This window comes from Paenibacillus sp. FSL L8-0663 (genome assembly GCF_038008125.1).
GTDB classification, from domain to species: domain Bacteria; phylum Bacillota; class Bacilli; order Paenibacillales; family Paenibacillaceae; genus Paenibacillus; species Paenibacillus polymyxa_D.
Genome location: NZ_JBBOYM010000001.1, coordinates 4,971,276 through 4,997,422, shown reverse-complemented (window position 1 = coordinate 4,997,422; position 26,147 = coordinate 4,971,276). Strand labels below are relative to the sequence as shown.

Here is a 26,147-nt window from a genome sequence, read left to right as displayed (position 1 = left end):
TGTGCTTAGTAAGAAGGACAGTCTATAGTATAGTAGTCAGGATATATCTTCATTTAGTAAGAGCACGAGAGTGTTTTATAAGGGGGGGATCATCTGCTAACTTTCAGAGTTCAGATCCTATTATCTACTTATAATGGAGAACAGTATATTGACGAGCAAATTTTAAGTTTGATTAGGCAAGAAGGCGTGTCGGTTCAAATATTGATTCGTGATGATGGTTCAACCGATAATACTTTGGAAAAACTAGAGCATCTTAAAAAACTATATCCACAACAAATTGTTATATTTAAGGGTGAGAATAGAGGGGTTGTGCAAAGTTTTTTTGATCTCGTGCTAATGTCCTCCAATGAGTTTGATGTTTATGCATTCTGTGATCAAGATGATGTTTGGAATAAGGATAAGTTAATAACTGCGGTATCCTCTCTGAATAAATTTGCTAATAACGTTCCTTTAATGTACTGTTCTGCAACTCAAATGGTGGATCAGTGGCTAACTCCCATGAAAAAATGGCCTGTAGCTCCGCGAAGACCCTTATCTCATTACAATGCATTAATTGAGAACGTATGTGTCGGTTGTACAATGGTATTCAATAAAACCACAATGGAATTGGTGAAGAATAATATTCCGTTAAATGTAAAAAATGTTATCATGCACGATTGGTGGATATATCTGTGTGTTTCATCTTTTGGAAAGGTCGTGTTCGATCCACAGCCAAGCATTCTCTATCGTCAACACCACAATAATGTTCTGGGAGGAGCAGCTGATGGCTGGAAAAGCAAGTGGAGCAAGAGGTGGAATAGATTTATAAACGGAAAAAACCATTATATTTTAAGTAAACAGGCTATAGAGTTTGCGCAAACGTTTCAACAGAGACTTGATGATCAAAAACAACAGGAAATTTCTAGGTTTATTAGTTTTCAAAACAAAAATATAATTAAGCGTGCTATATATATTTTTAGTGCACCATTTTATAGGCAGTCTGTAATAGACAATTTGATTTACAAGTTTGTTTTTATAATAGGTAGATTATAAAATGATTGATGCTTATTTTTAAATGGGATTTTAAATAGTTAATCTAGTTGGTAATACAAGTTCACCATTTCTGAGCGTTTTGTAGAGCTAATTTTAAAAACTTATTCTGGATTGCCTAATGTTGAAGTTAGGTTAATACCGGATAGAATAGCAATTCATCCTGGAAAAACCAACGATTCTAAAGTGTTTCCTCTATAGGAGTAGATTCACAAAAATCTCTTAAAGGACTCGCTTTAATACTTCTATGGACCCCAAGTATTTGATGTAGATATTTTTTATACAAAAAAGTGGTAATTTAGGTTAATAAGAAGGAATATTCAAATAATAGAGATATTACTCAGATTAATAATCAGTTGGCTTTTTTTGCGTCGAAAGTTTTTATAATTACAAAAAAAGTTTTAAATTTTAATAAATATGCTATAAAGAAGGGGCTTCTATGTTTAAAACTATAACAGTTCTTATACCTGCATATAATGAAGAAGAAGTTATTTACCAACTTTATTCTCGCTTAACTAAAGTAATTGATTCTATTTCTGGTTATAATTTTGAATTATTATTCGTAAATGATGGGAGTAAGGATAACACGGTTGAAATTCTTAAAAATTTAGGTAAGAAGGATAGAAGAATTTCATTAGTGGACCTATCACGTAACTTCGGAAAGGAGGTTGCGATGATTGCTGGATTAGATTTTTCCGTAGGGGATGCTGTGGTGATTATCGATGCAGATCTTCAGGACCCTCCTGAATTAATTGTTGAGATGATTAAATACTGGGAGCAGGGCTATGATGATGTATATGCGAAGCGGGCAACCAGAGCGGGGGAAACCTGGTTTAAAAAATGGACAGCATCCAGCTTTTATAAATTGCTTCAAAGAATGAGTAGAATTCCTATCCAAGAAAACACAGGGGATTTCCGATTACTCGACAGGCGTTGTATCGAGGCATTAAAACAGTTGAGAGAAACACAAAGGTATACAAAAGGTATGTTTAGTTGGATTGGATTTAACAAGAAGGAGATTTTATTCAATCGTGACTCTCGTGCGGCGGGAGAAACAAAATGGAATTATTATAAGCTTTTAGATCTGGCTATTGAAGGAATTACTTCTTTCACAACGGCACCCTTAAGATTCTCTGCAATGCTGGGGGTATTTATTTCGATAGGAGCATTTTTCTACATGATTTTTATCATAACTAGGACTCTTATTTTTGGAGGTTCTGTTGCTGGTTATGCTTCACTTATGACAGTAATTTTATTTCTTGGAGGAATACAATTGTTGTCTCTCGGTATTATTGGGGAATATCTAGGCAGAGTATTTAATGAAACCAAAAGTAGGCCACTGTATTTTGTCAAAGAGTATAGAAATGGTAAGGGTGCTATATCGGAACAAAATTATATGGAAAACAGATTCTCTCGGGGTCGGTTATGAAATTAGGTAAGGAGCTTGTAAATTACGTTGTTTTTGGAATTCTTACAACTATTATAAATTTGATTATTTATGCCCTCTTTACAAAAGTATTAGGTGCAGATTATAAGCTTTCTATTACAGTAGCTTGGTTGATATCTATAATATTTGCTTTTGTAACGAACAAGCTATATGTATTTAAAAAAAATAACTCTCAATTAACTTCGTTACCTAAAGAGTTCTCTTTATTCTTCCTTATCAGATTGTCATCTCTTTGCCTGGACTTCATTTTAATGATTGTGCTTATCCAAAATGTAAGGATGGATGATTTTCTAGCAAAAATTATTGTTAACTTTATAGTTATAGCAGTGAATTACTTGGCAAGCAAATACTTGGTATTTATGAAAAGAACAAGTGACTAAATTATTAGAAATTATCACGATTTTCTAATTAATTACAGGGTTTTCTGAATACAATTAAGATGAATCAATTCCATATAAGTATGGCAAGTGCTCTTTCTGCGGATGGCTTTCTAATTAACTACGTTAAATTATAATGCTGGTGGCTCATGATGGTTTATTGCGTAATGGTGTATATTATCATTTTACGCAGAATCAGCATGGGCTTTTCTTTGCTCTTAACATACTCCATATGTCATACTACTACAATCTACATTGGAAACATAAGTAATATTTTCTGCATAATAATAAATAAGTTCTGAAGTTCAATATTTATGGAAAATCGTAATTCATCGGTGGTTTTTTGTTAATTGAGTGGGGATTAAAGCTTCATTTTGATAATTGTTCAAGCTTATACTCTTTTATTAGACATAACTATTTTATTAAAATACCATCGAATGCGTGTTCCTTTTTGGAAATATATAGTATAATTGAAACGTGCAACTGATAGAGCTGACAAGGGCGGTCGGCTAACTCTCCCGAGGAGGGGGGTGAAGCCTGTGACAGTGTTTGAGGCGCTCAGTTTAATGCTGACGTTCGGGGCGTTAATCGTCACACTGTTAGAGTTTAACAAACGAAAATAGACCGCCCCCGCAAGGAAGGGTCTATTTTCGGCCTGATTGTTCCAAAACCGTCCGCTCTTGGAGCGTTGGTTGCGCAGGGGCTGGCTGGCACCAGCCCTTTTTCCATGTATATCTTACCACGATGAATTTTAGACCTCAACCGAGGATTTTACAAAAATCTAATAAACGACTTCCAATGAACAATATATAGATCGAAATGATTTCGTTTGTCTATATTTGCGCTTTGGAGTGACAGGAATCGAATTTTGCATAATCCTTCTAAACTATGTAAGGTTACAAGTTATGTGCTTTTTTGCGCCCCGTGGTCTGCGCGGTATGCTATAATAGGCGATAGTAGAATAGATTACTGAATTTGTCAGGAGCGTTTTAAATATGGATGTAAGCATACTGGTCGTCAACTATAATACGTGTCAATTGACGCTGGATTGTTTGCAGTCGGTGTATGCGTCCGAGACGCAATACCGATATGAAGTGATTGTTATTGATAATCACTCCAGTGACGGATCTGTTGAGGCTATTCGTGCTGCATACCCGGAGATTATGTTGATAGCCAATAAGGATAATACAGGTTTTGCCAAGGCGAACAACCAGGGGATGGAAGTAGCCAGCGGGCGTTATGTATTGTTATTGAACTCCGATACGTTGGTGCAACCGGACACGCTGGATACAATGATCCAGTTTATGGATACGCATCCGGAGATGGGGGCATCGGGCTGTAAGGTCATCCTGCCGGATGGATCATTAGACAAGGCTTGTAAGCGTGGTTTTCCAACGCCATCAGCTTCTTTTTACTATGCTTTTGGCTGGTCGAAGCGTTACCCGGATAACCCGAAGTACAATCAATATCAGCTTGGGCATCTAAGCCCGGATGATGAGTATCCAGTAGATGTACTGGTAGGTGCTTTTATGCTGGTGCGCCGAGAAACGATTGACCAGGTCGGTGGCTTGGATGAAACCTTTTTTATGTATGGTGAGGACATTGACTGGTGTTACCGGATTAAGCAAGCCGGGTGGGGCATTTACTACTACCCGCGCACATATATTATTCATATCAAAGGGGGCAGCGCTCGCCGTCGTCCTTTGAAAATTATTTATGAGTTTCATAGAGCTATGTGGGTATTTCATCGTAAGCATTATAAACAGCAATACAGTTGGATCACCAATATGGCTGTATATGCGGGGATTGCCGTGAAATTTGGAATGGCTTTCCTAAAAAATAAGTTGTCCGCACCGGTCAAGCCGGACGGCGGGGAACAATCTCATACTGAGGTGAAAGCATGATACGCAGAAATCAGCGTTTTTTAACCCAATTATATATTGTGGCGGATTTCGCGGTCATTCAGTTGTCCTTTCTGATCGCTTGGTTTTTCAAATTTGAAAGTGAATGGATCACCTATACAGAACCGCTTCCTATTCAAGTATATGGAGGCTGGAGCTTAATCTACGGCCTGATTGCCGTAGTGCTGGGGATGTTGTTTTCGCTCTATTCGCCCAAACGCAAAAAACGATTTGCAGATGATGTATTTCGCGTCACCCAGATTCATATCGTTGGACTGTTCGTGCTGTTGAGTGTGATGTTCTTCGTGAAACAAATCGACATCTCGCGGTCCTATCTGGCAATCTATATGGTTGGAAACGTGCTGCTTATTTTGTTTTATCGATTTTTCTTGAAGCAAGTTCTTAAAGCTCTCCGTCAAAAAGGGTACAACAAACAATTTATGCTTATTCTTGGGGCGGGTACTCTAGGCCAGCGATTTTATCATAACCTTGGACAGTATCCTGATCTGGGATACGAGGTAGTGGGTTTTCTGGATGATAAGCGGCATTGGAGTGAAGAGGAAGAGGCGCATTTCCGCCCGATTCTTGGAGGCTTAGATCAATTGGAGGCTACGCTGTCGCGTCTGATGATTGACGAGGTCATTCTGGCGCTGCCGCTGGATGCTCATGATAAGTACCCCAAGATTATCAACATGTGTGAAAAGGCTGGAGTGCGCACGCTTATAATCCCCGACTTTTTCGATTATTTGCCGGCTCGCCCGTACTTTGATAACTTTGCAGGTATGCCGATGATCAATGTGCGGGATATTCCACTGGATGTAGCGGGGAATCGATTGTTTAAGCGCCTATTCGATATTTTATTCTCTTTATTCGCGATTCTCCTGACCTCTCCGATCATGCTAGCAGTAGCGATTGGTGTGATGATTACATCCAGAGGGCCAATCATTTTTAAGCAGGAGCGGGTAGGCTTGAATCGTCGCACCTTCCGAATGTACAAATTTCGTTCGATGAAGGTGTTACCTCCTGGAACTGAAGATACGGGCTGGACGACTGCTAATGACCCAAGACGCACACGTTTTGGTACTTTTATTCGTAAAACGAGTCTCGACGAGTTGCCGCAATTTTTCAACGTTCTGCTCGGCGATATGAGTGTCGTTGGTCCACGCCCAGAACGACCCTATTATGTGGATCAGTTCCGTGAGGAAATTCCAAAATACATGGTGAAGCATCATGTTCGTCCCGGGATCACAGGCTGGGCACAGAGCAACGGATTGCGTGGAGATACATCTATTGAGGAGCGGATTAAGCATGACATCTTCTATATAGAGAACTGGTCGCTCTTATTCGATATTAAAATTATTTTTCGTACGATTCGCAATGGTTTCAAGAACGCGTATTAATCCAGAGTCACCCTTCGGCTGAGCCGAAGGGTGTTTTTGCGTCTGGTAGTTGTTTTGAGTATGCGTCTGGTAGTTGTTTTGAGTATGCGTATGTGGGGTATTGACCTGTACGAAAAGGATGTGACACCCTATGAAACGACTAATTGCTGCGGTCATTCTTTTAATGTTAATCAGCACGTTTTTACTGGCATACAAAGGACAATCTACAGAAGAACATACTGGCTTTACCACGCACCACGTCATTTCGCATGCCATGGGAGCCGTTAATGGTTTGGTCTATACCAATGCGCGTGAAGCGTTTGTGGAAAATTATAAAAAAGGCAGCCGCGTATTCGAGGTCGACCTGATGTTTACTTCGGATGGACATTTGGTGGCGCGCCATGAATGGACAGAATCTTTTACAGAGCAAATGCAACAGGAACACGCAGTTGCTACAGAACAGGGAGGAGAACCTTGGAGCTATCATCAATTTAAGAACACCCCCATACACGGTTCCTATACCCCAGTAGATTGGAAGGATGTATTGGATTTATTGGAAACATACCCGGATGCTTATATTGTGACCGATACGAAAGAACAGGACTCTGCCCAGATCAAACAGTTGTTTGCACAACTGACCCGTCAGGCACAGGAGAAAAACCCCGAGCTTTTGTCTCGTATTGTTCCCCAAATTTATAATGAAGAAATGCTGCAAACATTGCGGAGTATTTATCCCTATCCATCCGTTATTTATACGCTCTACGCCACAGAGGATAAAGATGACCAGATCATTCGATTTGTACAACAAAATGATATAACGGCAGTAACTTTACCAGAGAATCGGGTGAGTGGTGCTCTAGTGGAAAGTTTGCGTCAGGCCGGAGCGGTATGCTACGTAAATACCATTAATGAGTTGAAGGATGCGGCTGAGTATGAACAGATGGGTGTGCAAGGTTTCTATACAGATATTTTAACGGAAAAAGAACTTAGTAAACGTAGTTGGTTGTATGCGCTACGCCCCTAGGCTGTCTGAACGGGGTGTTCCCATTTGATACGAACATTGACACCTTTTAAGCACTGTCATAGACTTAGCATAGAACGCTTTTGGATATTGGAATTCGGTTCGACTGGATCATGACAAAAGCAATGGATGCTGGAGGAATGTGTGTTGGCAGATTCAATTCAATCATGGAGGCATGTGTTTAAGCTTGATCCTGAAAAGGAACTGGATGATGAGGCACTTGACGCCGTGTGTATGTCTGGTACGGATGCGATTATGGTAGGAGGTTCATCAGGTATTACCTACGAAAATACGGTGGATTTGCTGTCGAGGGTTCGACGTTATGAGGTGCCGTGTGTGCTTGAGGTGTCCGATCTGGAAGCTGTAGTACCAGGGTTTGATCTATATATGATTCCTATGGTACTGAATACCGCTGACAGTAATTGGATTCTAGGACAGCACCAACGTGCGATTGAACAGTTTGGTTATATGATCCCTTGGGATTTGCTTGTGACGGAAGGATATATTGTTTTGAACGGTGATTCTACCGTCGCTAAGCTTACTGGTGCGGAAACTTCGCTGAGTGCTTCTGCTGCCGCCTCATATGCACAGATTGCTGACAAGCTTATGCATCTGCCGATTGTATATGTGGAATATAGCGGTGCTTTTGGGGATATGGAGCTGGTGCAAAAAATACATCGCAGTACAGAGCGCTCTCGTGTCCTATACGGGGGAGGAATCGTGGATAAATCTACCGCGTTACAAGCGGCTGCCGTTTGTGACACCATTGTAGTAGGAAACATCATTTATCGTGACTTGGCGAAAGCGCTGGAGACGGTAGCTGTGAAATTGGAAGTATAGAACGTGATTTTATGGAAGCTCAGGGAAAGGAGCATGCACGCATGCAATCAATAGATATACACGAGGCGGTAGCTCGCCTTAATCCGCCTCAGCGTCAGGCTGTGGAGGCGGTAGATGGTCCGCTGCTGATTATGGCTGGCGCAGGCAGTGGTAAAACACGGGTGCTCACGCACCGAATAGCCTACCTCATCGCAACCCGCAAGACGGCTCCATGGGGCATTTTGGCGATTACCTTTACGAACAAGGCCGCGCGTGAGATGCAGGATCGCGTATCCAAGCTGATTGGCCCACAGGGAAGAGATGTGTGGGTATCCACCTTCCACTCGATGTGTGTGCGTATTTTACGTCGGGATATCGAGCGGATTGGATTTACCTCGAATTTCAGCATTTTGGATTCTACGGATCAATTGTCTGTCATTCGGAGCTGCATGAAGGATCTGAATATAGACACCAAAAAATTTGAACCCAAAGCGGTTCAGTCTATGATGAGTACGGCAAAAAATGAACTGGTCACTCCCGAAATGTATGAGCGCAAGATTGGCGACTATTTTGAAGGGATTGTGGCGAAGGTATATACCAAGTACCAACAGCGGCTCAAAAACAACAACTCTCTTGATTTTGATGATTTGATCATGGCAACGATTCAGCTGTTTAAAGAAGTACCTGAGGTACTGGACTTCTACCAGAAGAAATTTCAATACATTCATGTTGATGAATATCAGGATACAAACCGTGCGCAGTACATGCTGTGCAAAATGCTGGCCGACAAGCATCACCGGATTTGCGTAGTAGGTGACAGTGACCAATCCATCTATCGGTGGCGAGGTGCCGATATTAGCAACATTTTGAATTTTGAAGAGGACTACCCGGAAGCGCGTACCATTTTGCTGGAGCAGAACTACCGGTCCACCTCGAATATTCTCAATGCTGCCAATGAAGTCATTGGTCAAAATACAGGCCGCAAGCCGAAAAAACTATGGACTGACAAAGAAGGCGGCGCGAAGATTAAGGTTTACCGTGCTGATTCTGAACATGATGAGGGCTACTTTATCGCCTCAGAAATTCATAAGAATATTAAAGCGGGCAAAACCTATAGCCATCATGCCATTTTGTACCGTACGAATGCTCAGTCTCGGGTTGTCGAGGAAATTTTGATTAAATCGGATATTCCTTATCAGATCGTGGGCGGTATCAAGTTCTATGATCGGAAGGAAATTAAGGATTTGCTGGCGTATCTTCGCCTGCTCTCCAATCCTGACGACGACATCAGCTTGATCCGAATCATTAATGTGCCAAAACGAAGCATCGGAGACACAACCGTCGGTAAATTGCAGGCAGCTGCAGCGGAACGTGGAGTTTCGATTTTCCGTGTCCTACAAGTGGTAGACGATTTGGGCTTTGCAGGACGTACGCGCAATGCGTTGGTAGAGTTTTACGATATGATCGAAGGTTTAAGTCGGATGGTAGACTACCTGTCGGTTACCGAGTTAACAGAAAAAATGCTGGAAACCACCCAATATCGATTGGAACTGCAAAACGAGAATACACTCGAGTCACGCTCGCGTTTGGAGAATATTGATGAGTTCCTGTCGGTAACCATGGAATTTGAAAAAGGTGCGGAAGACAAGTCACTCGTCTCCTTCCTGACCGACCTTGCGCTGATTGCCGATATTGATTCCATGAATGACGACGAAGAAGAGCAAAGCGATGCGGTTGTATTGATGACCATGCATAGCGCCAAAGGTCTGGAGTTTCCCATCGTATTTATTGTCGGTATGGAGGAGGGAGTGTTTCCTCATAGTCGTGCCTTTCTGGATAACGAAGAACTGGAGGAGGAGCGCAGATTGGCGTATGTCGGGATTACCCGTGCAGAGGAGCAGTTGTTCCTTACATGCGCACAGATGCGCACTTTGTTTGGCCGCACCACAGCTAACCCGCCTTCCCGCTTTCTCGAAGAGATTCCGGACGAGTTAAAAGAGGATACGATTATCAAACGTGACCGCTACCGTCGTTCAGGCAATGTAGGCGGATCTTATGGTGGTCGCGGCCTGAATAAAGGTAGTGGTAGCAACTTTGGTGGAGAACGCTCGTTTGATACGATGAGCCGCAGTGGTTCGTCCGCTTCCGCGTCTCCCCGTGTAACCGTAACGACATCTTCATCCGCAAAACCAACTCCGGCTGCTTCGGCAGGAGGCCCATCCATTTTTGCTGCTGGAGACAAGGTACAGCATGGCAAATGGGGAATTGGAACCATTGTCGCAGTAAAAGGGACTGGTAATGATATGGAGCTTCAAATTGCTTTCCCGGCTCCAGTAGGGGTTAAACGACTGCTGGCTGGCTTTGCACCTATTACAAAAGTAGAATAAATCTCAAACATCACTAAATCTCGAACCTCATGAGTGGCAGTTTGGCTTAGCCTCTGCCCTGATGAAGTTCCCGGAGGGATACGCCTGCATGAACCCAATGCACAGGATGGAGCAGCTTGTTGCTGAACTGAACACATATAACTATCATTACTACACACTGGATGAACCCAAGATCAGCGACAAAGAATATGATGTGCTTTATGACGAGCTGGTAGCGCTCGAACAGACAAGCGGTCTTGTGCTGCCGGATTCGCCGACACAGCGTGTGGGCGGGGAGTTACTCAAAGGTTTCACACCACATCGCCACCTGGCTCCATTATGGAGCCTTGATAAAGCTCAGAATATGGAACAGCTGCGTGCATGGAACGCGCGTGTCGTGAAGCTGGTCAATGATTACAATACCAAGAACCCGGAGTCACCTTTGCCATCTCCAGGCTATGCCATAGAACTTAAATTCGATGGACTGACGCTAAACCTGACGTATACAGATGGACAGCTTGTACAGGCTTCTACCCGCGGTAATGGGGTGGTGGGTGAGGGAATACTGGCACAGGTAAAGACGATTAAATCCGTGCCACTTACAATTCCTTTTCGAAACGGAACCATTGAAGTACAGGGAGAAGGGATCATGAATCTCTCTGTATTGTCCAAATATAATGAGACTGCCGCGGACCCTCTTAAAAATGCACGCAACGCCGCAGCTGGTGCTTTGCGTAACTTGAATCCCAAAGTGACAGCAGAACGGCGATTGAATGCATTTTTCTACAATGTGGGATATGCAGACCGTATCCAGTTTAACAGCCACCAGGAAATGATGACTTTCCTGCGCGAAAATCATTTTAAGGTAAACCCTTACTTGACTTACTTTGATAATTTTGAAGATGTAATGGAGCAACTGATTGAGATCGAAGAGTCTCGTGCCGGATTGGATTACCTTATTGATGGGGCAGTATTGAAAATTACAGATATGCGCACACGTGAGGCTCTCGGGTATACCGATAAATTCCCACGCTGGGCGGTGGCATATAAGTTCGAAGCCGAGGAAACGACAACGGTGCTTAACTCGGTTGAGTGGAATGTAGGACGAACCGGTAAAATCACCCCACTCGCAAGGGTAGAGCCGGTAGAGCTGGCGGGAGTCACTGTACAAAATTGTACACTGAACAATGCTGGTGACATCGAGCGCAAAAACCTGAAGTTTGCTTTGGGTGCACGTGTGTTTATCCGTCGCTCAAACGATGTCATTCCGGAGATGTTAGGAAAGGTAACGTCTGAGAACGACGGGGAGGAAATTGTCGTACCAGATCATTGTCCAGCCTGCGGGTTTCCGTTACAGCAGCGAGGTGCCCATTTGTTTTGCGACAATAAGCTGGGGTGTAAACCACAAATTGTAGCTCGTATTTCCCATTTTGCTTCACGTGATGCTATGGATATTGAGACATTCAGTGACAAAACGGCCATACAGCTGCATGACGAACTGGAAGTGCGCGAGCCTGCGGATTTGTATACACTCCAATATGATGATCTTGTGAAGCTGGAGCGGTTTGGTGAGAAAAAGGCCAGTAACCTCTTGGCGGCACTTGAAAAGAGTAAAGAGAGAGATTTGGCTTCTTTCCTTTATGCTCTGGGTATACCGAATACCGGTAAAGCAACAACACGCATGTTGGCTGAACACTACCGTGATTTGCACAAGACGATGTCCGCTACGGTGGAAGAACTGATAGAACTACCGGATGTGGGCGGGATTGTAGCCGAAAGCATTGTTGCTTTCTTTGCAGATCCATTTACTCAGGCGGGAATTGAAAAGATGCTGTCTCTAGGGGTGAAAGCTCAGGCCCCTGAAGCTCCGCAGGAGAAGAAGACAGACAGCTTTTTCAGCGGCAAAACGGTCGTGCTTACAGGTACCTTGCATCAGCTTACGCGTGACGAAGCTGCATCCAAGCTGGAGGCACTGGGAGCCAAAGTTGCGGGGTCTGTATCGAAAAAGACGGATCTAGTCATAGCTGGTGAAAAGGCTGGGAGTAAGCTGGCTAAGGCCCAACAGCTCGGAATTGACACCATAGAAGATGAGGATGAATTTATCAGACTGCTGGAACAAGAATAATAGTTTTGCAATGAGTGCAGTCATTCCGCTCTGGGGCGGGGTGGCTGCCTTATTATCTGTTGTATAGTAGGAAATAAAATAGATATAAATAAATGCTTGCTAAATAACTTTAGGCATGATATATTATTAGACGTTGCTTTGAGAGTATCATTTCTTGAAGCGAGGTTGCTGAAAAGATAATCGAAAAAAAAGATTTGACAAGAAAGTAACTAACATGATATGATCTAATTCCTGGCTCGTTGAACGAACGAGAACAGACAAGTTCTTTGAAAACTGAACAAATGGATGATGAAACAAAGATTTCTTCTTTTATAAAGAAGGATCGTTAGCATTAAAAATGAGCTTATCGCTCTTTCTATAAACCAACTTCTGTTGGTCTTTAATGGAGAGTTTGATCCTGGCTCAGGACGAACGCTGGCGGCGTGCCTAATACATGCAAGTCGAGCGGGGTTGTTTAGAAGCTTGCTTCTAAACAACCTAGCGGCGGACGGGTGAGTAACACGTAGGCAACCTGCCCACAAGACAGGGATAACTACCGGAAACGGTAGCTAATACCCGATACATCCTTTTCCTGCATGGGCGAAGGAGGAAAGACGGAGCAATCTGTCACTTGTGGATGGGCCTGCGGCGCATTAGCTAGTTGGTGGGGTAATGGCCTACCAAGGCGACGATGCGTAGCCGACCTGAGAGGGTGATCGGCCACACTGGGACTGAGACACGGCCCAGACTCCTACGGGAGGCAGCAGTAGGGAATCTTCCGCAATGGGCGAAAGCCTGACGGAGCAACGCCGCGTGAGTGATGAAGGTTTTCGGATCGTAAAGCTCTGTTGCCAGGGAAGAACGTCTTGTAGAGTAACTGCTACAAGAGTGACGGTACCTGAGAAGAAAGCCCCGGCTAACTACGTGCCAGCAGCCGCGGTAATACGTAGGGGGCAAGCGTTGTCCGGAATTATTGGGCGTAAAGCGCGCGCAGGCGGCTCTTTAAGTCTGGTGTTTAATCCCGAGGCTCAACTTCGGGTCGCACTGGAAACTGGGGAGCTTGAGTGCAGAAGAGGAGAGTGGAATTCCACGTGTAGCGGTGAAATGCGTAGAGATGTGGAGGAACACCAGTGGCGAAGGCGACTCTCTGGGCTGTAACTGACGCTGAGGCGCGAAAGCGTGGGGAGCAAACAGGATTAGATACCCTGGTAGTCCACGCCGTAAACGATGAATGCTAGGTGTTAGGGGTTTCGATACCCTTGGTGCCGAAGTTAACACATTAAGCATTCCGCCTGGGGAGTACGGTCGCAAGACTGAAACTCAAAGGAATTGACGGGGACCCGCACAAGCAGTGGAGTATGTGGTTTAATTCGAAGCAACGCGAAGAACCTTACCAGGTCTTGACATCCCTCTGACCGCTGTAGAGATATGGCTTTCCTTCGGGACAGAGGAGACAGGTGGTGCATGGTTGTCGTCAGCTCGTGTCGTGAGATGTTGGGTTAAGTCCCGCAACGAGCGCAACCCTTATGCTTAGTTGCCAGCAGGTCAAGCTGGGCACTCTAAGCAGACTGCCGGTGACAAACCGGAGGAAGGTGGGGATGACGTCAAATCATCATGCCCCTTATGACCTGGGCTACACACGTACTACAATGGCCGGTACAACGGGAAGCGAAGCCGCGAGGTGGAGCCAATCCTAGAAAAGCCGGTCTCAGTTCGGATTGTAGGCTGCAACTCGCCTACATGAAGTCGGAATTGCTAGTAATCGCGGATCAGCATGCCGCGGTGAATACGTTCCCGGGTCTTGTACACACCGCCCGTCACACCACGAGAGTTTACAACACCCGAAGTCGGTGGGGTAACCCGCAAGGGAGCCAGCCGCCGAAGGTGGGGTAGATGATTGGGGTGAAGTCGTAACAAGGTAGCCGTATCGGAAGGTGCGGCTGGATCACCTCCTTTCTATGGAGAATCGTTTCCTGCGATGGAAACATTCAAATATGAAGTGTAAGCTTCAAAATTCATCATTCCATTTGTTCAGTTTTGATGGAACTTGTGAGGGGCCATAGCTCAGCTGGGAGAGCGCCTGCCTTGCACGCAGGAGGTCAGCGGTTCGATCCCGCTTGGCTCCACCAATTACAATTTCATCATAAACTGTATGAGAATCGTTAACTCCTTGGAGATTGATTGATAATCAAACAGCCTTGCACCTTGAAAACTGGATACCGAAACGAAATTGCGTTTTAGAATATTCCTTTAAGCTGATCTTGTGTAAACAAGTGAAATAAAGGTAGTTGCCTTGAATTTCATTCACACGTAAGTGTTGAACCGAAATTCAAAGCAAATCGTATTTACGATGTAAATACTAGGTTAAGCTACAAAGAGCACACGGAGGATGCCTAGGCGCCAGGAGCCGACGAAGGACGTGGCGAACAACGATAAAGCCTCGGGGAGCTGTAAGCAAGCTTTGATCCGGGGATGTCCGAATGGGGAAACCCGGCTGTCTTCATCGACAGTCACTACTCACTGAATTCATAGGTGAGTGAGAGGCAGACCAGGGGAACTGAAACATCTAAGTACCCTGAGGAAGAGAAAACAATAGTGATTCCGTCAGTAGCGGCGAGCGAACGCGGATTAGCCCAAACCAAGGAGCTTGCTCCTTGGGGTTGTGGGACGTCTCATATGGAGTTACAAAGGAACCGGTTAGATGAAGAGGTCTGGAAAGGCCCGCCAGAGAAGGTAAAAGCCCTGTAGTTCAAAACTTGTTCCCTCCGAGACGGATCCCGAGTAGTGCGGGGCACGTGAAACCCCGTATGAATCCGGCAGGACCATCTGCCAAGGCTAAATACTCCCTGGCGACCGATAGTGAAGCAGTACCGTGAGGGAAAGGTGAAAAGCACCCCGGAAGGGGAGTGAAATAGATCCTGAAACCGTGTGCTTACAAGAAGTCAGAGCCCGATCTAGGGGTGATGGCGTGCCTTTTGTAGAATGAACCGGCGAGTTACGTTCCCGTGCAAGGTTAAGGTGAAGAGCTGAAGCCGCAGCGAAAGCGAGTCTGAATAGGGCGAATGAGTACGTGGACGTAGACCCGAAACCGGGTGATCTACCCCTGTCCAGGGTGAAGGTGCGGTAACACGCACTGGAGGCCCGAACCCACGCATGTTGAAAAATGCGGGGATGAGGTGGGGGTAGCGGAGAAATTCCAATCGAACCCGGAGATAGCTGGTTCTCCCCGAAATAGCTTTAGGGCTAGCCTCGGAAAGAAGAATCGTGGAGGTAGAGCACTGATTGGGTGCGGGGCCCGCAAGGGTTACCAAGCTCAGTCAAACTCCGAATGCCATAGATTTAGTTCCGGGAGTCAGACAGTGAGTGCTAAGATCCATTGTCGAAAGGGAAACAGCCCAGACCATCAGCTAAGGTCCCCAAGTGTGTGTTAAGTGGGAAAGGATGTGGAGTTGCACAGACAACCAGGATGTTGGCTTAGAAGCAGCCACCATTGAAAGAGTGCGTAATAGCTCACTGGTCGAGTGACTCTGCGCCGAAAATGTAACGGGGCTAAACACACCACCGAAGCTATGGCTTGATGCTTGCATCAGGGGTAGGGGAGCGTTGAATGCGGGTTGAAGGTGTACCGTAAGGAGCGCTGGACTGCATTCAAGTGAGAATGCCGGTATGAGTAACGAAAAGATCTGTGAGAATCAGATCCGCCGAAAGCCTAAGGGTTCCTGAGGAAGGTTCGTCCGCTCAGGGTAAGTCGGGACCTAAGGCGAGGCCGATAGGCGTAGTCGAAGGACAACAGGTCGAAATTCCTGTACCACCGTAATCCGTTATGAGCAATGGGGTGACGCAGTAGGGTAGTGACGCGGACTGATGGATGTCCGTCTAAGCAGTGAGGCTGGTGTGTAGGCAAATCCGCACATCGTTAAGGCTGGGCTGTGATGGGGAGCGAAAATTATAGTAGCGAAGGTCATGATCTCAGACTGCCAAGAAAAGCCTCTAGCCAGGAGAAGGTGCCCGTACCGCAAACCGACACAGGTAGGCGAGAAGAGAATTCTAAGGCGCGCGGAAGAACTCTCGTTAAGGAACTCGGCAAAATGACCCCGTAACTTCGGGAGAAGGGGTGCCTCGGTAGGGTGAATAGCCCGAGGGGGCCGCAGTGAAAAGGCCCAAGCGACTGTTTAGCAAAAACACAGGTCTGTGCGAAGCCGCAAGGCGAAGTATACGGGCTGACGCCTGCCCGGTGCTGGAAGGTTAAGGGGAGTGGTAAGCCTTCGGGCGAAGCTATGAACCGAAGCCCCAGTAAACGGCGGCCGTAACTATAACGGTCCTAAGGTAGCGAAATTCCTTGTCAGGTAAATTCTGACCCGCACGAATGGCGTAACGACTTGGGCGCTGTCTCAACGAGAGATCCGGTGAAATTTTAATACCTGTGAAGATGCAGGTTACCCGCGACAAGACGGAAAGACCCCATGGAGCTTTACTGCAGCTTGATATTGAATTTGGGTACGATCTGTACAGGATAGGTGGGAGCCGTAGAACTTTGAGCGCCAGCTTGAAGGGAGGCATCCTTGGGATACCACCCTGATCGTATCTAGGTTCTAACTTGGTACCGTGAACCGGTGCGAGGACAGTGTCAGGTGGGCAGTTTGACTGGGGCGGTCGCCTCCTAAAGAGTAACGGAGGCGCCCCAAGGTTCCCTCAGAATGGTTGGAAATCATTCGAAGAGTGCAAAGGCAGAAGGGAGCTTGACTGCGAGACCTACAAGTCGAGCAGGGACGAAAGTCGGGCTTAGTGATCCGGTGGTACCGCATGGAAGGGCCATCGCTCAACGGATAAAAGCTACCCTGGGGATAACAGGCTTATCTCCCCCAAGAGTCCACATCGACGGGGAGGTTTGGCACCTCGATGTCGGCTCATCGCATCCTGGGGCTGAAGTAGGTCCCAAGGGTTGGGCTGTTCGCCCATTAAAGCGGTACGCGAGCTGGGTTCAGAACGTCGTGAGACAGTTCGGTCCCTATCTGTCGTGGGCGTAGGAAATTTGAGAGGAGCTGTCCTTAGTACGAGAGGACCGGGATGGACGTACCGCTGGTGTACCAGTTGTTCCGCCAGGAGCACCGCTGGGTAGCTATGTACGGAAGGGATAAGCGCTGAAAGCATCTAAGCGTGAAGCCCCCCTCAAGATGAGATTTCCCAATTAGTAAGACCCCTTGAAGACGACGAGGTAGATAGGTTGGGGGTGGAAGTGCAGTAATGCATGGAGCTGACCAATACTAATCGGTCGAGGGCTTATCCTAAGATAAAACGCAAATAAGTTTCGGATCCAGTTTTCAGGGTGTAACCTTGAACGTATGTACAAGTGACATACAACAAGCGCATGGCTATTTGTTCACACGATATGTGATGAAGCTAATAACCTTACGGAAGAATTTGCATAGCAAATTCATGTTTGGTGGCGATAGCGGAGGGGTTCCACACGTACCCATCCCGAACACGACCGTTAAGCCCTCCAGCGCCGATGGTACTTGGACCGCAGGGTCCTGGGAGAGTAGGACGTCGCCAAGCAAAAGTGAAAAGGATGATAATCTCAATGAGATTATCATCCTTTTTTTATGCATTTTTAGATGGCCACCTGCTTCTAAGGTTGACAGAGAGAATGGGGTTTGCCACACTCTAAGTGTGTAATCTTTTTTATGGATGTCCAAGTATACGAGCGAGGTGATGAAGATATGGAGATCAGACAATTACAGCGTGAGGAATTTGAAGCGGCTATTGAATTATCTCAATATGCTTTTCAGTTTACAATGTCCCTAGAGGATCTGGAAAAGGCCAAGAAGAAATTCAAACCAGAACAAATATGGGGAATATTCGACGGACATGACTTAAATGCTAAACTGACTTTGTTACCGCTTCAGGTATACATAAACGGTCAGGTTTTTGATATGGGGGGCATTGCTGGTGTGGCGACGTGGCCAGAAAAGCGTCGCGGAGGCATGGTATCACGTTTATTGACGCATGCACTTGAAGAGATGAAGTCTGCGGGACAAAGCCTTTCTTTTTTGCATCCATTCTCCTTTGCCTTCTACCGTAAATTTGGATGGGAAACGTATACAGAGTACAAAAAATACGTCATTCCCATTGATAAATTCCCTGCAAAACTTAAAACAGAAGGTACAGTCAAACGCGATATCAAGGATATTTCAGAACTGGACCAAGTGTATCAAGCGTATGCCTCTCGTTATAATGGCACGCTGGTACGAGATAAGGAATGGTGGCAAGAGCGGATTTTAAATGAGAACTATCGAACTGCGGTATATTACTCAGAAACAGGCATTCCGCAAGGATATGCACTATACAAAATTGAAGATAAACAGTTGAATTGTGATGAGTTGGTATATGAAAATGAGACGGTTCGTCGGGCTTTATGGACTTATTTTGCAAATCATGACTCAATGATAGCCAAAGGTAAATTTATTTACGTTCCAGCAGATGACAATTTGCCATTTTTACTCGATGATCCACGGATTCAACAGGAAACTGTGCCTTATTTTATGGGACGTATTGTGGATGCAGCTGCTTTTGTAGAAAGATACCCTTTTGAACAGCTTGAAGAGGAAACAAGTTTAACCTTAAATCTGACAGATCGGTATGCTCCATGGAATGATGGATTATGGAGATTAACGATTACTACGGAGGGGCAAGGACATCTGGAGAGAGTGGATATAAGCAATTCATCTGAAAACGCCATAGTAGCTGACTTGAAACTTGGGATTCAGTCACTGACGACTCTGATGCTTGGCTATCAGCAGGCTGATGATCTGTATAAGTGGGAGCGGATTGAAGGGAGTAGTGAGTCTGTGTCTGCCCTTAAACGCGTAATACCAGTAAATCAAACGTTTTTATTAGATTTTTTCTGATAAAGGCCTATTTAGATCTTTTAAGCTCATCTTTCAGAGAATATAACTTGTGTGGTTATCATTATTTTCAAAACTCTTTCTGTAATGGGAAGAGTTTTTTTATGGTATTGTATAAAACATAATTAGATTGCGAAAAATGGTATTGACCCCTTGGCAAAAATGAATAATGTGCTATAATGTGAATATAGTCAAAGAAAGTCAAAGTCAATCAAACCTAGTGTGATTCTGTAAAAGTATTATGCTGATGGATTGGCCGTATGAAGTAATTTCGATAGTAAAGAAGCAAACGAGGATTGAAATGATTTGCGTATAGTTAGGAGCTGACTCTTATGAACATAAGAGAAGTGTAAGATTAATCGCAAATAAAGGCCACACTAGAGACAAAACGGTACATTTCAATGAATGTAGAACAGGCAATAGCCTCAATACAGCTTAGATTCGTGACTTTACCGTTTGGTTAAGTTCAATATACGGCGGACTCTGTGGAGCGTGAAATGTACTTGAATACTTGCGTTTCCGTTAGTGGAGGATGATGAAATGCGCAATGTTTCCGATATTATTGAACAATATTTGAAGAGTATATTGCTGGAAAGTCCCCAAGGTTTAGTGGAGATTCAGCGTAATGATCTGGCTGACCGCTTTTCCTGCGTGCCGTCGCAAATTAATTATGTAATTAGCACCCGGTTTACGCTGGAAAAAGGCTATGTGGTGGAAAGTAAACGCGGTGGTGGAGGCTACATTCGTATTCAGCGAATTCAGCTACCCGCACAGCATGCCATCCATACACATCTTCATCAGAGCATCGGGGAGGAAATTAGCCAATCAGCAGCAGAAGGACTGATTTATCAGTTAAAGGAAGCCCATTTTTTAAGCAAAAGGGAAGCTAATCTAATGAAGGCTGCTTTATCGAGGGATACATTATTACTGAAGCTTCCCTATCGTGATCAACTGCGAGCAAGATTGCTTAAGGCTATGCTGATCTCATTGCTGGCGACCAAATAATGTGTGAATAGAGACTAATTTTTGGATGTAGGGTGGGTATTAAATCCTGACATTGAAGGAGGTGCTTTTATGCTGTGCCAAGAATGTAATATGCGGCCGGCAACTTTGCATTTCACCAAAATTGTGAATGGCGAAAAGACAGAGTTTCATATTTGTGAGACGTGTGCGAAGGAAAAAGGGGAGATGATCCCTGGAACACCTAACGGCTTTTCAATTCATAGCTTGCTGTCGGGGATGTTGGATTTTGACTCCAGTACAAAGAGCCAGTCACCAGGCCACAGTGGTCCGCAGAACCTGCAATGCAAGGATTGTGGCATGACCTATGCACAGTTTAGTAAGCTGGGACGTTTCGGATGCCCGTCGTGCTATCAATATTTTGATAATCGTCTGGACCCTCTGTTCAAGCGTGTGCATGGCAGTACGAATCATGTTGGTAAAGTTCCGGTTCGCACTGGTGGCCGACTGAAGGTTAAACGGCAAATTGACGATTTGAAAAAAGAGATGCAACAGCATATTGTACAGGAAGAGTTTGAATCAGCTGCTGAGCTTAGGGATCAAATCAGAGAGCTTGAAAAAGAAATGACTGAAGAGTAAAGTTTGTGAAGAGTAGGAGGGATGCGTAATGCCCAATGTTCGGTTTACGGAGAAGCCGCTAAGTGACTGGATGCGTGGTGATGCTGCGGATTCGGAGATTGTCATTAGCAGCCGGGTAAGAATTGCGCGTAACTTGCAGCATCTGCCTTTTCCCATGCTTGCTACCAATCAGCAGTCGGCAGAAGCACTTCAGCGCTTGACGGATATCCTTCAGTATGATGATTTAGGCGGTTTTGGTACTTTTCATACGTTGAAAATATCCGAGTTGGATGAGATCGACAAGAAGGTGCTGGTTGAGAAGCATTTGATTAGTCCTAATTTGGCGAACGAATCTCGTAACGGTGCTGTCTTAATTAGCGATGATGAATCGGTTAGTGTTATGATAAACGAAGAGGATCATCTGCGTATCCAGTGCTTATATCCGGGATGTCAGGTTAGAGAAGCTTGGGAACGCGCTATGGTTATTGATGATGCATTTGAAGCGCATGTTGATTATGCATTTGATGATCGGAGAGGTTTTCTAACCAGTTGTCCAACGAATGTCGGCACAGGTATGAGAGCTTCGGTGATGATGCATTTGCCCGCATTAGTCATGACTCATCAAATCAATCGTATATTGTCTGCTGTTTCACAGGTAGGTCTTACAGTTCGCGGCATTTACGGTGAAGGCAGCGAAGCGGTCGGAAATTTGTTTCAGGTGTCTAATCAGATTACACTGGGACAAACCGAAGCGGAGATTATTGAGAATCTACATGGCGTGGTGCTACAAATTATTGAGCACGAGCGTTCTGCCAGAGAAAGGCTAATGAATGAATCTATGCTGCGAATTACAGATCGGGTGATGCGTTCATTCGGTATTTTGTCGTATGCAGCAGTATTGGATTCCAAGGAGGCTGCACAGCGGCTGTCTGATGTACGTCTTGGCGTAGATTTGGGGATTTTGGAGCGTCCTTCCACCGCAGCGATGAATGAGCTGAATGTGATGACACAACCCGGGTTCCTGCAAAAAAGCTTTGGGGATAAAATGAATACCGAAGAGCGCGATATGTACCGGGCGAAGCTGATCCGGCAAAAATTAGGCACAACCCTTTAATATATAAAATGATCTGAAATACACACTGTGGAGGTGCAGGATATATGATGTTTGGAAGATTTACGGAACGTGCACAGAAAGTGCTTGCTTTGGCTCAGGAAGAAGCAGTTCGATTGGGACACAACAACATTGGTACAGAGCACATTTTGCTAGGCCTCATTCGTGAAGGTGAAGGAATAGCAGCGAAAGCCTTAATCGGTTTGGGCCTGGGACTGGAAAAAATCCAGGATGAAGTGGAAACGTTGATTGGACGCGGTCAAGAGCAACCGACGAACATTGCCTATACTCCACGTGCCAAAAAAGTCATCGAACTGTCTATGGATGAAGCCCGCAAACTGGGCCATACCTATGTAGGTACAGAACATATTTTGCTTGGTCTTATTCGTGAAGGCGAAGGCGTAGCAGCACGCGTACTGAACAACCTGGGCATCAGTCTGAACAAAGCGCGTCAGCAAGTGCTTCAATTGCTCGGCAGCAGCGAGGCTGTTTCCAGCCATCACGGTGCTCCAGCTAATGTCAGCACGCCAACCCTGGACAGTCTGGCACGCGATCTGACGGCATCTGCGAAGGAAAACAACCTGGACCCTGTTATTGGGCGTAGCAAGGAAATTGAACGCGTAATTCAGGTGCTCAGCCGCCGTACAAAGAACAATCCGGTTCTGATTGGTGAGCCTGGGGTAGGTAAAACGGCGATTGCCGAAGGATTGGCTCAAAAAATCATAGCGAATGAGATTCCCGAAACATTGCGCGACAAGCGCGTAATGACACTGGATATGGGCTCTGTGGTAGCAGGCACCAAGTATCGTGGCGAATTCGAGGATCGTTTGAAAAAAATTATGGACGAGATTCGTCAAGCGGGAAATATCGTGTTGTTCATTGATGAGCTGCATACGTTGATTGGTGCTGGTGGAGCGGAAGGCGCAATTGATGCGTCCAACATCCTGAAACCTGCTCTGGCACGTGGTGAGCTACAATGCATTGGTGCGACCACGCTGGATGAATACCGCAAATATATTGAGAAAGATGCTGCCTTGGAGCGTCGTTTTCAACCCATTACAGTGGATCAACCTTCTCCAGAAGAGGCGATTCAAATCTTGTATGGTCTGCGTGACCGTTACGAAGCGCATCACCGTGTAAAGATCACAGATGAAGCTATTGAAGCGGCCGTAAAATTGTCAGATCGTTATATCACCGACCGCTTCCTTCCAGATAAGGCTATTGATCTTATTGATGAAGCGGGCTCCAAAGTAAGGCTGAATTCTTACACTGTACCGCCAAACCTGAAACAGCTGGAAAACCGTCTGGAAGATATCCGGAAGGAAAAGGATTCAGCGGTACAAAGTCAGGAGTTTGAAAAAGCGGCAGCCCTGCGTGATACAGAGCAAAAAATCCGTGAAGAGCTAGACGTGACCAAAAACCAATGGAAAGAACAACAGGGTCGTACAGATTCTGAAGTTACACCAGAGGATATCGCTCAAGTCGTTGCAATCTGGACAGGTGTTCCAGTCAGCAAGCTGAAAGAGGAAGAAACACACCGCTTGTTGAATATGGAAGAGTTGCTGCATGAGCGGGTAATTGGACAGGACGAAGCAGTTAAGGCAGTAAGCCGGGCGATTCGCCGGGCACGTGCCGGACTGAAAGATCCGAAGCGTCCAATTGGGTCCTTTATTTTCCTCGGTCCAACTGGGGTGGGTAAAACAGAGTTGGCACGCGCCTTGGCTGAATCCATGTTTGGAGATGAAAATGCGGTCATCCGTATTGATATGTCCGAATATATGGAGAAACACTCCACGTCTCGTCTGGTAGGAGCGCCTCCAGGGTACGTTGGATATGAGGAAGGCGGTCAACTGACCGAGAAGGTACGTCGTAAGCCATACTCTGTTGTATTGCTGGATGAAATTGAAAAAGCACACCCAGAAGTATTCAATATTCTTCTGCAAGTACTGGAAGACGGTCGTCTGACAGATTCCAAAGGTCGTGTCGTTGATTTCCGTAATACACTCATCATCCTAACATCAAATGTTGGTGCACAGGCGATTAAACGTAACTCCACGCTTGGCTTTACAGCTGTAGTGGACGCTGGAGCGGATTACGATAATATGAAGGGCAAAGTGATGGATGAGCTGAAGAAAAGCTTCCGTCCTGAGTTCTTGAACCGGATTGATGAAATTATCGTTTTCCATTCTCTCGAAGAAAAACATATTGCTGAAATTGTGTCACTCATGTCTGAGGAGCTGCGTAAACGCCTGAATGAGTATGAGGTTGACTTCGAGTTGACAGACAACGCTAAAAAATTCCTTGCGAAGGAGGGCTTTGATCCAGCGTATGGTGCGCGTCCATTGCGTCGTGCAATCCAGAAGCATATCGAAGATCGCCTGTCCGAGGAATTGTTGACTGGCAACATTACTAAAGGTGACTCTCTCTTCATTGATGAGGAGAACGGTGCATTGACTGTAACCAAAAAGGATAATGTATCTGCCAAGTCCTAAAGCAGTTTACTAAATAAACAGTAGAAAAGGGTGTCTCGCAGGCTGGAAAGCTATTGCGAAGGCACCCTTTTTGTGTATAAAACACGGTGAAAAGGTTGGGTAAATGCTTTGGGAAAGTTTGTGATATTGCTTTACGTCCGCCAAGCTTCAATGGTAAACTTTTATTGTTACAGCTCTTTCTGGGCTGTATGAACATAAATTTGACATCATCGTCGTCAATAAGGAGCCAAGGAACAAAGTATGGCTAAAGTGAAAACTAAGTTTTCCTGTACGGAATGTGGTTATGAATCGCCCAAATGGTACGGAAAATGTCCTGGATGCCAGGCATGGAATTCCATGGTCGAAGAAACAGAAAGCGTTGTAAAAACTCAAGGAATGGGGTCTTCCCTTCTTACTCATAGCACAAAAGACAAGCCACTCCCTATTATAGAGGTGGAGAGCGGTAAAGAAGCACGAATTTTGACGGGAATTGGCGAATTGAATCGAGTACTCGGTGGAGGTGTGGTGCCGGGTTCACTCGTTTTGGTGGGCGGTGATCCGGGAATCGGTAAATCTACGCTTATGCTGCAAACATCTAATGAGCTGGCTTTAACTGGTTTAAAGGTGCTGTACGTGTCTGGTGAGGAATCTGTCCGTCAAACGAAACTACGTGCAGATCGACTCGGTGCCTTGTCCCCCAGCCTATACGTATTATGTGAGACGAATTTGGAGACGATTGAAGAAGCGGTGGACAGCTTGAAGCCGGAGTTTTTGGTCATCGACTCGATACAGACTGTATATTTGCCTGAGGTGACGAGTGCACCAGGTAGTGTGGCTCAGGTGCGAGAGTGTACTTCACGCTTTATGCGAATTGCCAAGGGGCTAGGTATTGCTACGGTATTGGTAGGACATGTGACCAAGGAAGGGGCCATTGCAGGTCCGCGTTTGTTGGAACATATGGTTGATTGTGTACTTTATTTTGAAGGAGAGCGTCACCATACGTATCGGCTTTTGCGTGCAGTTAAAAATCGTTTTGGTTCTACAAATGAAATTGGTATTTTTGAAATGGCTGAAAGCGGTTTGCGTGAGGTTTCGAATCCTTCTGAACTATTCCTGTCTGAACGGCCACTGGGGGTGGCAGGTTCTACTGTTGTAGCCAGTATGGAAGGAACCCGACCTGTATTGGTTGAACTGCAAGCATTGATTGCAGCTACACATTTTCCATCTCCACGCCGAATGGGCACAGGAGTCGACCATCATCGAATGGGATTAATCATAGCCGTGCTAGAAAAGCGGATGGGCATGTTTTTGCAAAACCAGGACGCTTATCTCAACGTAGCCGGAGGCGTGAAGTTGGATGAACCGGCGGTGGATTTGGCTATAGCTGTGAGCATTGCTTCCAGCTTTAGGGATGCTCCTACAAAGCCGTATGATGTGATTTTTGGCGAGGTGGGACTGACAGGTGAGGTGCGCGCGGTATCCCGAGCAGAACAGCGAGTACGAGAAGCGGAGAAACTAGGTTTCAAACGGGTGATCATGCCGGAGAAAAGCTTGAAGGGTTGGACACATCCGAAAGGGATACAAATTATAGGAGTAGGAACGGTGGCAGATGCACTAGCAGCCGCATTAGATTAGGGGG

Annotated in this window: 16 protein-coding genes, 1 tRNA gene and 3 rRNA genes; all 20 read left to right on the top strand. The window is 45.4% G+C overall.

Annotated features, from left to right (window positions below):
- The first annotated feature begins 93 nt into the window (after positions 1-93).
- The 20 genes from MKY75_RS22175 to radA all read left to right on the top strand — a co-directional run bounded on the left by MKY75_RS22175 (position 94) and on the right by radA (position 26,143).
- Positions 94-1,032, top strand: a complete 939-nt coding sequence (locus MKY75_RS22175; protein WP_181323668.1) for a glycosyltransferase family 2 protein — start codon at positions 94-96, stop codon at positions 1,030-1,032.
- Between the two features lie 436 nt (positions 1,033-1,468).
- Positions 1,469-2,458: a glycosyltransferase family 2 protein gene (locus MKY75_RS22170; RefSeq protein ID WP_107733880.1), complete on the top strand. Its 990-nt coding sequence runs from the start codon at positions 1,469-1,471 to the stop codon at positions 2,456-2,458.
- Positions 2,455-2,856: a GtrA family protein gene (locus MKY75_RS22165; protein ID WP_165146356.1), complete on the top strand. Its 402-nt coding sequence runs from the start codon at positions 2,455-2,457 to the stop codon at positions 2,854-2,856. The genes MKY75_RS22170 and MKY75_RS22165 overlap by 4 nt, the downstream gene beginning before the upstream one ends.
- Positions 2,857-3,383: 527 nt before the next feature.
- Positions 3,384-3,476 carry a putative holin-like toxin gene (locus MKY75_RS25645; protein ID WP_219727884.1) on the top strand — a complete coding sequence of 31 codons (93 nt, stop codon included), beginning with the start codon at positions 3,384-3,386 and terminating at the stop codon, positions 3,474-3,476.
- A gap of 372 nt (positions 3,477-3,848) precedes the next feature.
- Positions 3,849-4,757 (top strand): glycosyltransferase family 2 protein, encoded by a 909-nt coding sequence (locus MKY75_RS22160; protein ID WP_165146359.1) that lies wholly within the window; start codon positions 3,849-3,851, stop codon positions 4,755-4,757.
- Positions 4,754-6,154, top strand: coding sequence for an undecaprenyl-phosphate glucose phosphotransferase (locus MKY75_RS22155; protein ID WP_039271378.1), 1,401 nt, complete (start codon positions 4,754-4,756; stop codon positions 6,152-6,154). The genes MKY75_RS22160 and MKY75_RS22155 overlap by 4 nt, the downstream gene beginning before the upstream one ends.
- A gap of 130 nt (positions 6,155-6,284) precedes the next feature.
- On the top strand, positions 6,285-7,157 hold the full coding sequence (locus MKY75_RS22150) for a phosphatidylinositol-specific phospholipase C/glycerophosphodiester phosphodiesterase family protein (RefSeq protein ID WP_340886531.1): 873 nt from the start codon (positions 6,285-6,287) through the stop codon (positions 7,155-7,157).
- 126 nt (positions 7,158-7,283) lie between these two features.
- A complete protein-coding gene (locus MKY75_RS22145) occupies positions 7,284-7,994 on the top strand; it encodes a heptaprenylglyceryl phosphate synthase (protein WP_165146365.1) in 711 nt (236 codons plus the stop codon).
- Positions 7,995-8,035: 41 nt separating this feature from the next.
- Positions 8,036-10,360: a DNA helicase PcrA gene (gene pcrA / locus MKY75_RS22140; RefSeq protein ID WP_029514509.1), complete on the top strand. Its 2,325-nt coding sequence runs from the start codon at positions 8,036-8,038 to the stop codon at positions 10,358-10,360.
- Positions 10,361-10,448: 88 nt separating this feature from the next.
- Positions 10,449-12,464, top strand: a complete 2,016-nt coding sequence (gene ligA, locus MKY75_RS22135; RefSeq protein ID WP_340886528.1) for an NAD-dependent DNA ligase LigA — start codon at positions 10,449-10,451, stop codon at positions 12,462-12,464.
- A 379-nt stretch (positions 12,465-12,843) separates the two neighbouring features.
- Positions 12,844-14,399 (top strand): 16S ribosomal RNA (locus MKY75_RS22130).
- Between the two features lie 97 nt (positions 14,400-14,496).
- Positions 14,497-14,572, top strand: a tRNA-Ala gene (locus MKY75_RS22125).
- 233 nt (positions 14,573-14,805) lie between these two features.
- Positions 14,806-17,731 (top strand): 23S ribosomal RNA (locus MKY75_RS22120).
- Positions 17,732-17,882: 151 nt separating this feature from the next.
- Positions 17,883-17,999, top strand: a 5S ribosomal RNA gene (gene rrf, locus MKY75_RS22115).
- Together the 16S, 23S and 5S rRNA genes with 1 tRNA gene alongside form the textbook arrangement of a ribosomal RNA operon.
- A 164-nt stretch (positions 18,000-18,163) precedes the next feature.
- Positions 18,164-19,351 (top strand): GNAT family N-acetyltransferase, encoded by a 1,188-nt coding sequence (locus tag MKY75_RS22110; protein ID WP_340887116.1) that lies wholly within the window; start codon positions 18,164-18,166, stop codon positions 19,349-19,351.
- A 537-nt stretch (positions 19,352-19,888) separates the two neighbouring features.
- Positions 19,889-20,353: a CtsR family transcriptional regulator gene (locus MKY75_RS22105; protein WP_340886523.1), complete on the top strand. Its 465-nt coding sequence runs from the start codon at positions 19,889-19,891 to the stop codon at positions 20,351-20,353.
- Positions 20,354-20,422: 69 nt separating this feature from the next.
- Positions 20,423-20,947, top strand: a complete 525-nt coding sequence (locus MKY75_RS22100; protein ID WP_029514506.1) for a UvrB/UvrC motif-containing protein — start codon at positions 20,423-20,425, stop codon at positions 20,945-20,947.
- A gap of 28 nt (positions 20,948-20,975) precedes the next feature.
- Positions 20,976-22,040 (top strand): protein arginine kinase, encoded by a 1,065-nt coding sequence (locus MKY75_RS22095; RefSeq protein ID WP_340886521.1) that lies wholly within the window; start codon positions 20,976-20,978, stop codon positions 22,038-22,040.
- A 44-nt stretch (positions 22,041-22,084) separates the two neighbouring features.
- Entirely contained in the window at positions 22,085-24,529 is a 2,445-nt protein-coding gene (clpC, locus tag MKY75_RS22090; RefSeq protein ID WP_023990572.1) for an ATP-dependent protease ATP-binding subunit ClpC, read from the top strand.
- Between the two features lie 240 nt (positions 24,530-24,769).
- Positions 24,770-26,143 carry a DNA repair protein RadA gene (radA, locus tag MKY75_RS22085; RefSeq protein WP_029514504.1) on the top strand — a complete coding sequence of 458 codons (1,374 nt, stop codon included), beginning with the start codon at positions 24,770-24,772 and terminating at the stop codon, positions 26,141-26,143.
- Positions 26,144-26,147: the final 4 nt, after the last annotated feature.

What these genes read in the sequence shown, in the direction of transcription:
- MKY75_RS22095 (WP_340886521.1), top strand. Translation starts at nt 20,976, where the DNA reads ATGCCCAATGTTCGGTTTACGGAGAAGCCGCTAAGTGACTGGATGCGT.
- MKY75_RS22100 (WP_029514506.1), top strand. Translation starts at nt 20,423, where the DNA reads ATGCTGTGCCAAGAATGTAATATGCGGCCGGCAACTTTGCATTTCACC.
- MKY75_RS22165 (WP_165146356.1), top strand. Translation starts at nt 2,455, where the DNA reads ATGAAATTAGGTAAGGAGCTTGTAAATTACGTTGTTTTTGGAATTCTT.
- MKY75_RS22145 (WP_165146365.1), top strand. Translation starts at nt 7,284, where the DNA reads ATGCTGGAGGAATGTGTGTTGGCAGATTCAATTCAATCATGGAGGCAT.
- MKY75_RS22155 (WP_039271378.1), top strand. Translation starts at nt 4,754, where the DNA reads ATGATACGCAGAAATCAGCGTTTTTTAACCCAATTATATATTGTGGCG.
- pcrA (WP_029514509.1), top strand. Translation starts at nt 8,036, where the DNA reads ATGCAATCAATAGATATACACGAGGCGGTAGCTCGCCTTAATCCGCCT.
- ligA (WP_340886528.1), top strand. Translation starts at nt 10,449, where the DNA reads ATGAACCCAATGCACAGGATGGAGCAGCTTGTTGCTGAACTGAACACA.
- MKY75_RS22110 (WP_340887116.1), top strand. Translation starts at nt 18,164, where the DNA reads ATGGAGATCAGACAATTACAGCGTGAGGAATTTGAAGCGGCTATTGAA.
- MKY75_RS22170 (WP_107733880.1), top strand. Translation starts at nt 1,469, where the DNA reads ATGTTTAAAACTATAACAGTTCTTATACCTGCATATAATGAAGAAGAA.
- MKY75_RS22150 (WP_340886531.1), top strand. Translation starts at nt 6,285, where the DNA reads ATGAAACGACTAATTGCTGCGGTCATTCTTTTAATGTTAATCAGCACG.
- MKY75_RS22105 (WP_340886523.1), top strand. Translation starts at nt 19,889, where the DNA reads ATGCGCAATGTTTCCGATATTATTGAACAATATTTGAAGAGTATATTG.
- MKY75_RS22160 (WP_165146359.1), top strand. Translation starts at nt 3,849, where the DNA reads ATGGATGTAAGCATACTGGTCGTCAACTATAATACGTGTCAATTGACG.
- clpC (WP_023990572.1), top strand. Translation starts at nt 22,085, where the DNA reads ATGATGTTTGGAAGATTTACGGAACGTGCACAGAAAGTGCTTGCTTTG.
- radA (WP_029514504.1), top strand. Translation starts at nt 24,770, where the DNA reads ATGGCTAAAGTGAAAACTAAGTTTTCCTGTACGGAATGTGGTTATGAA.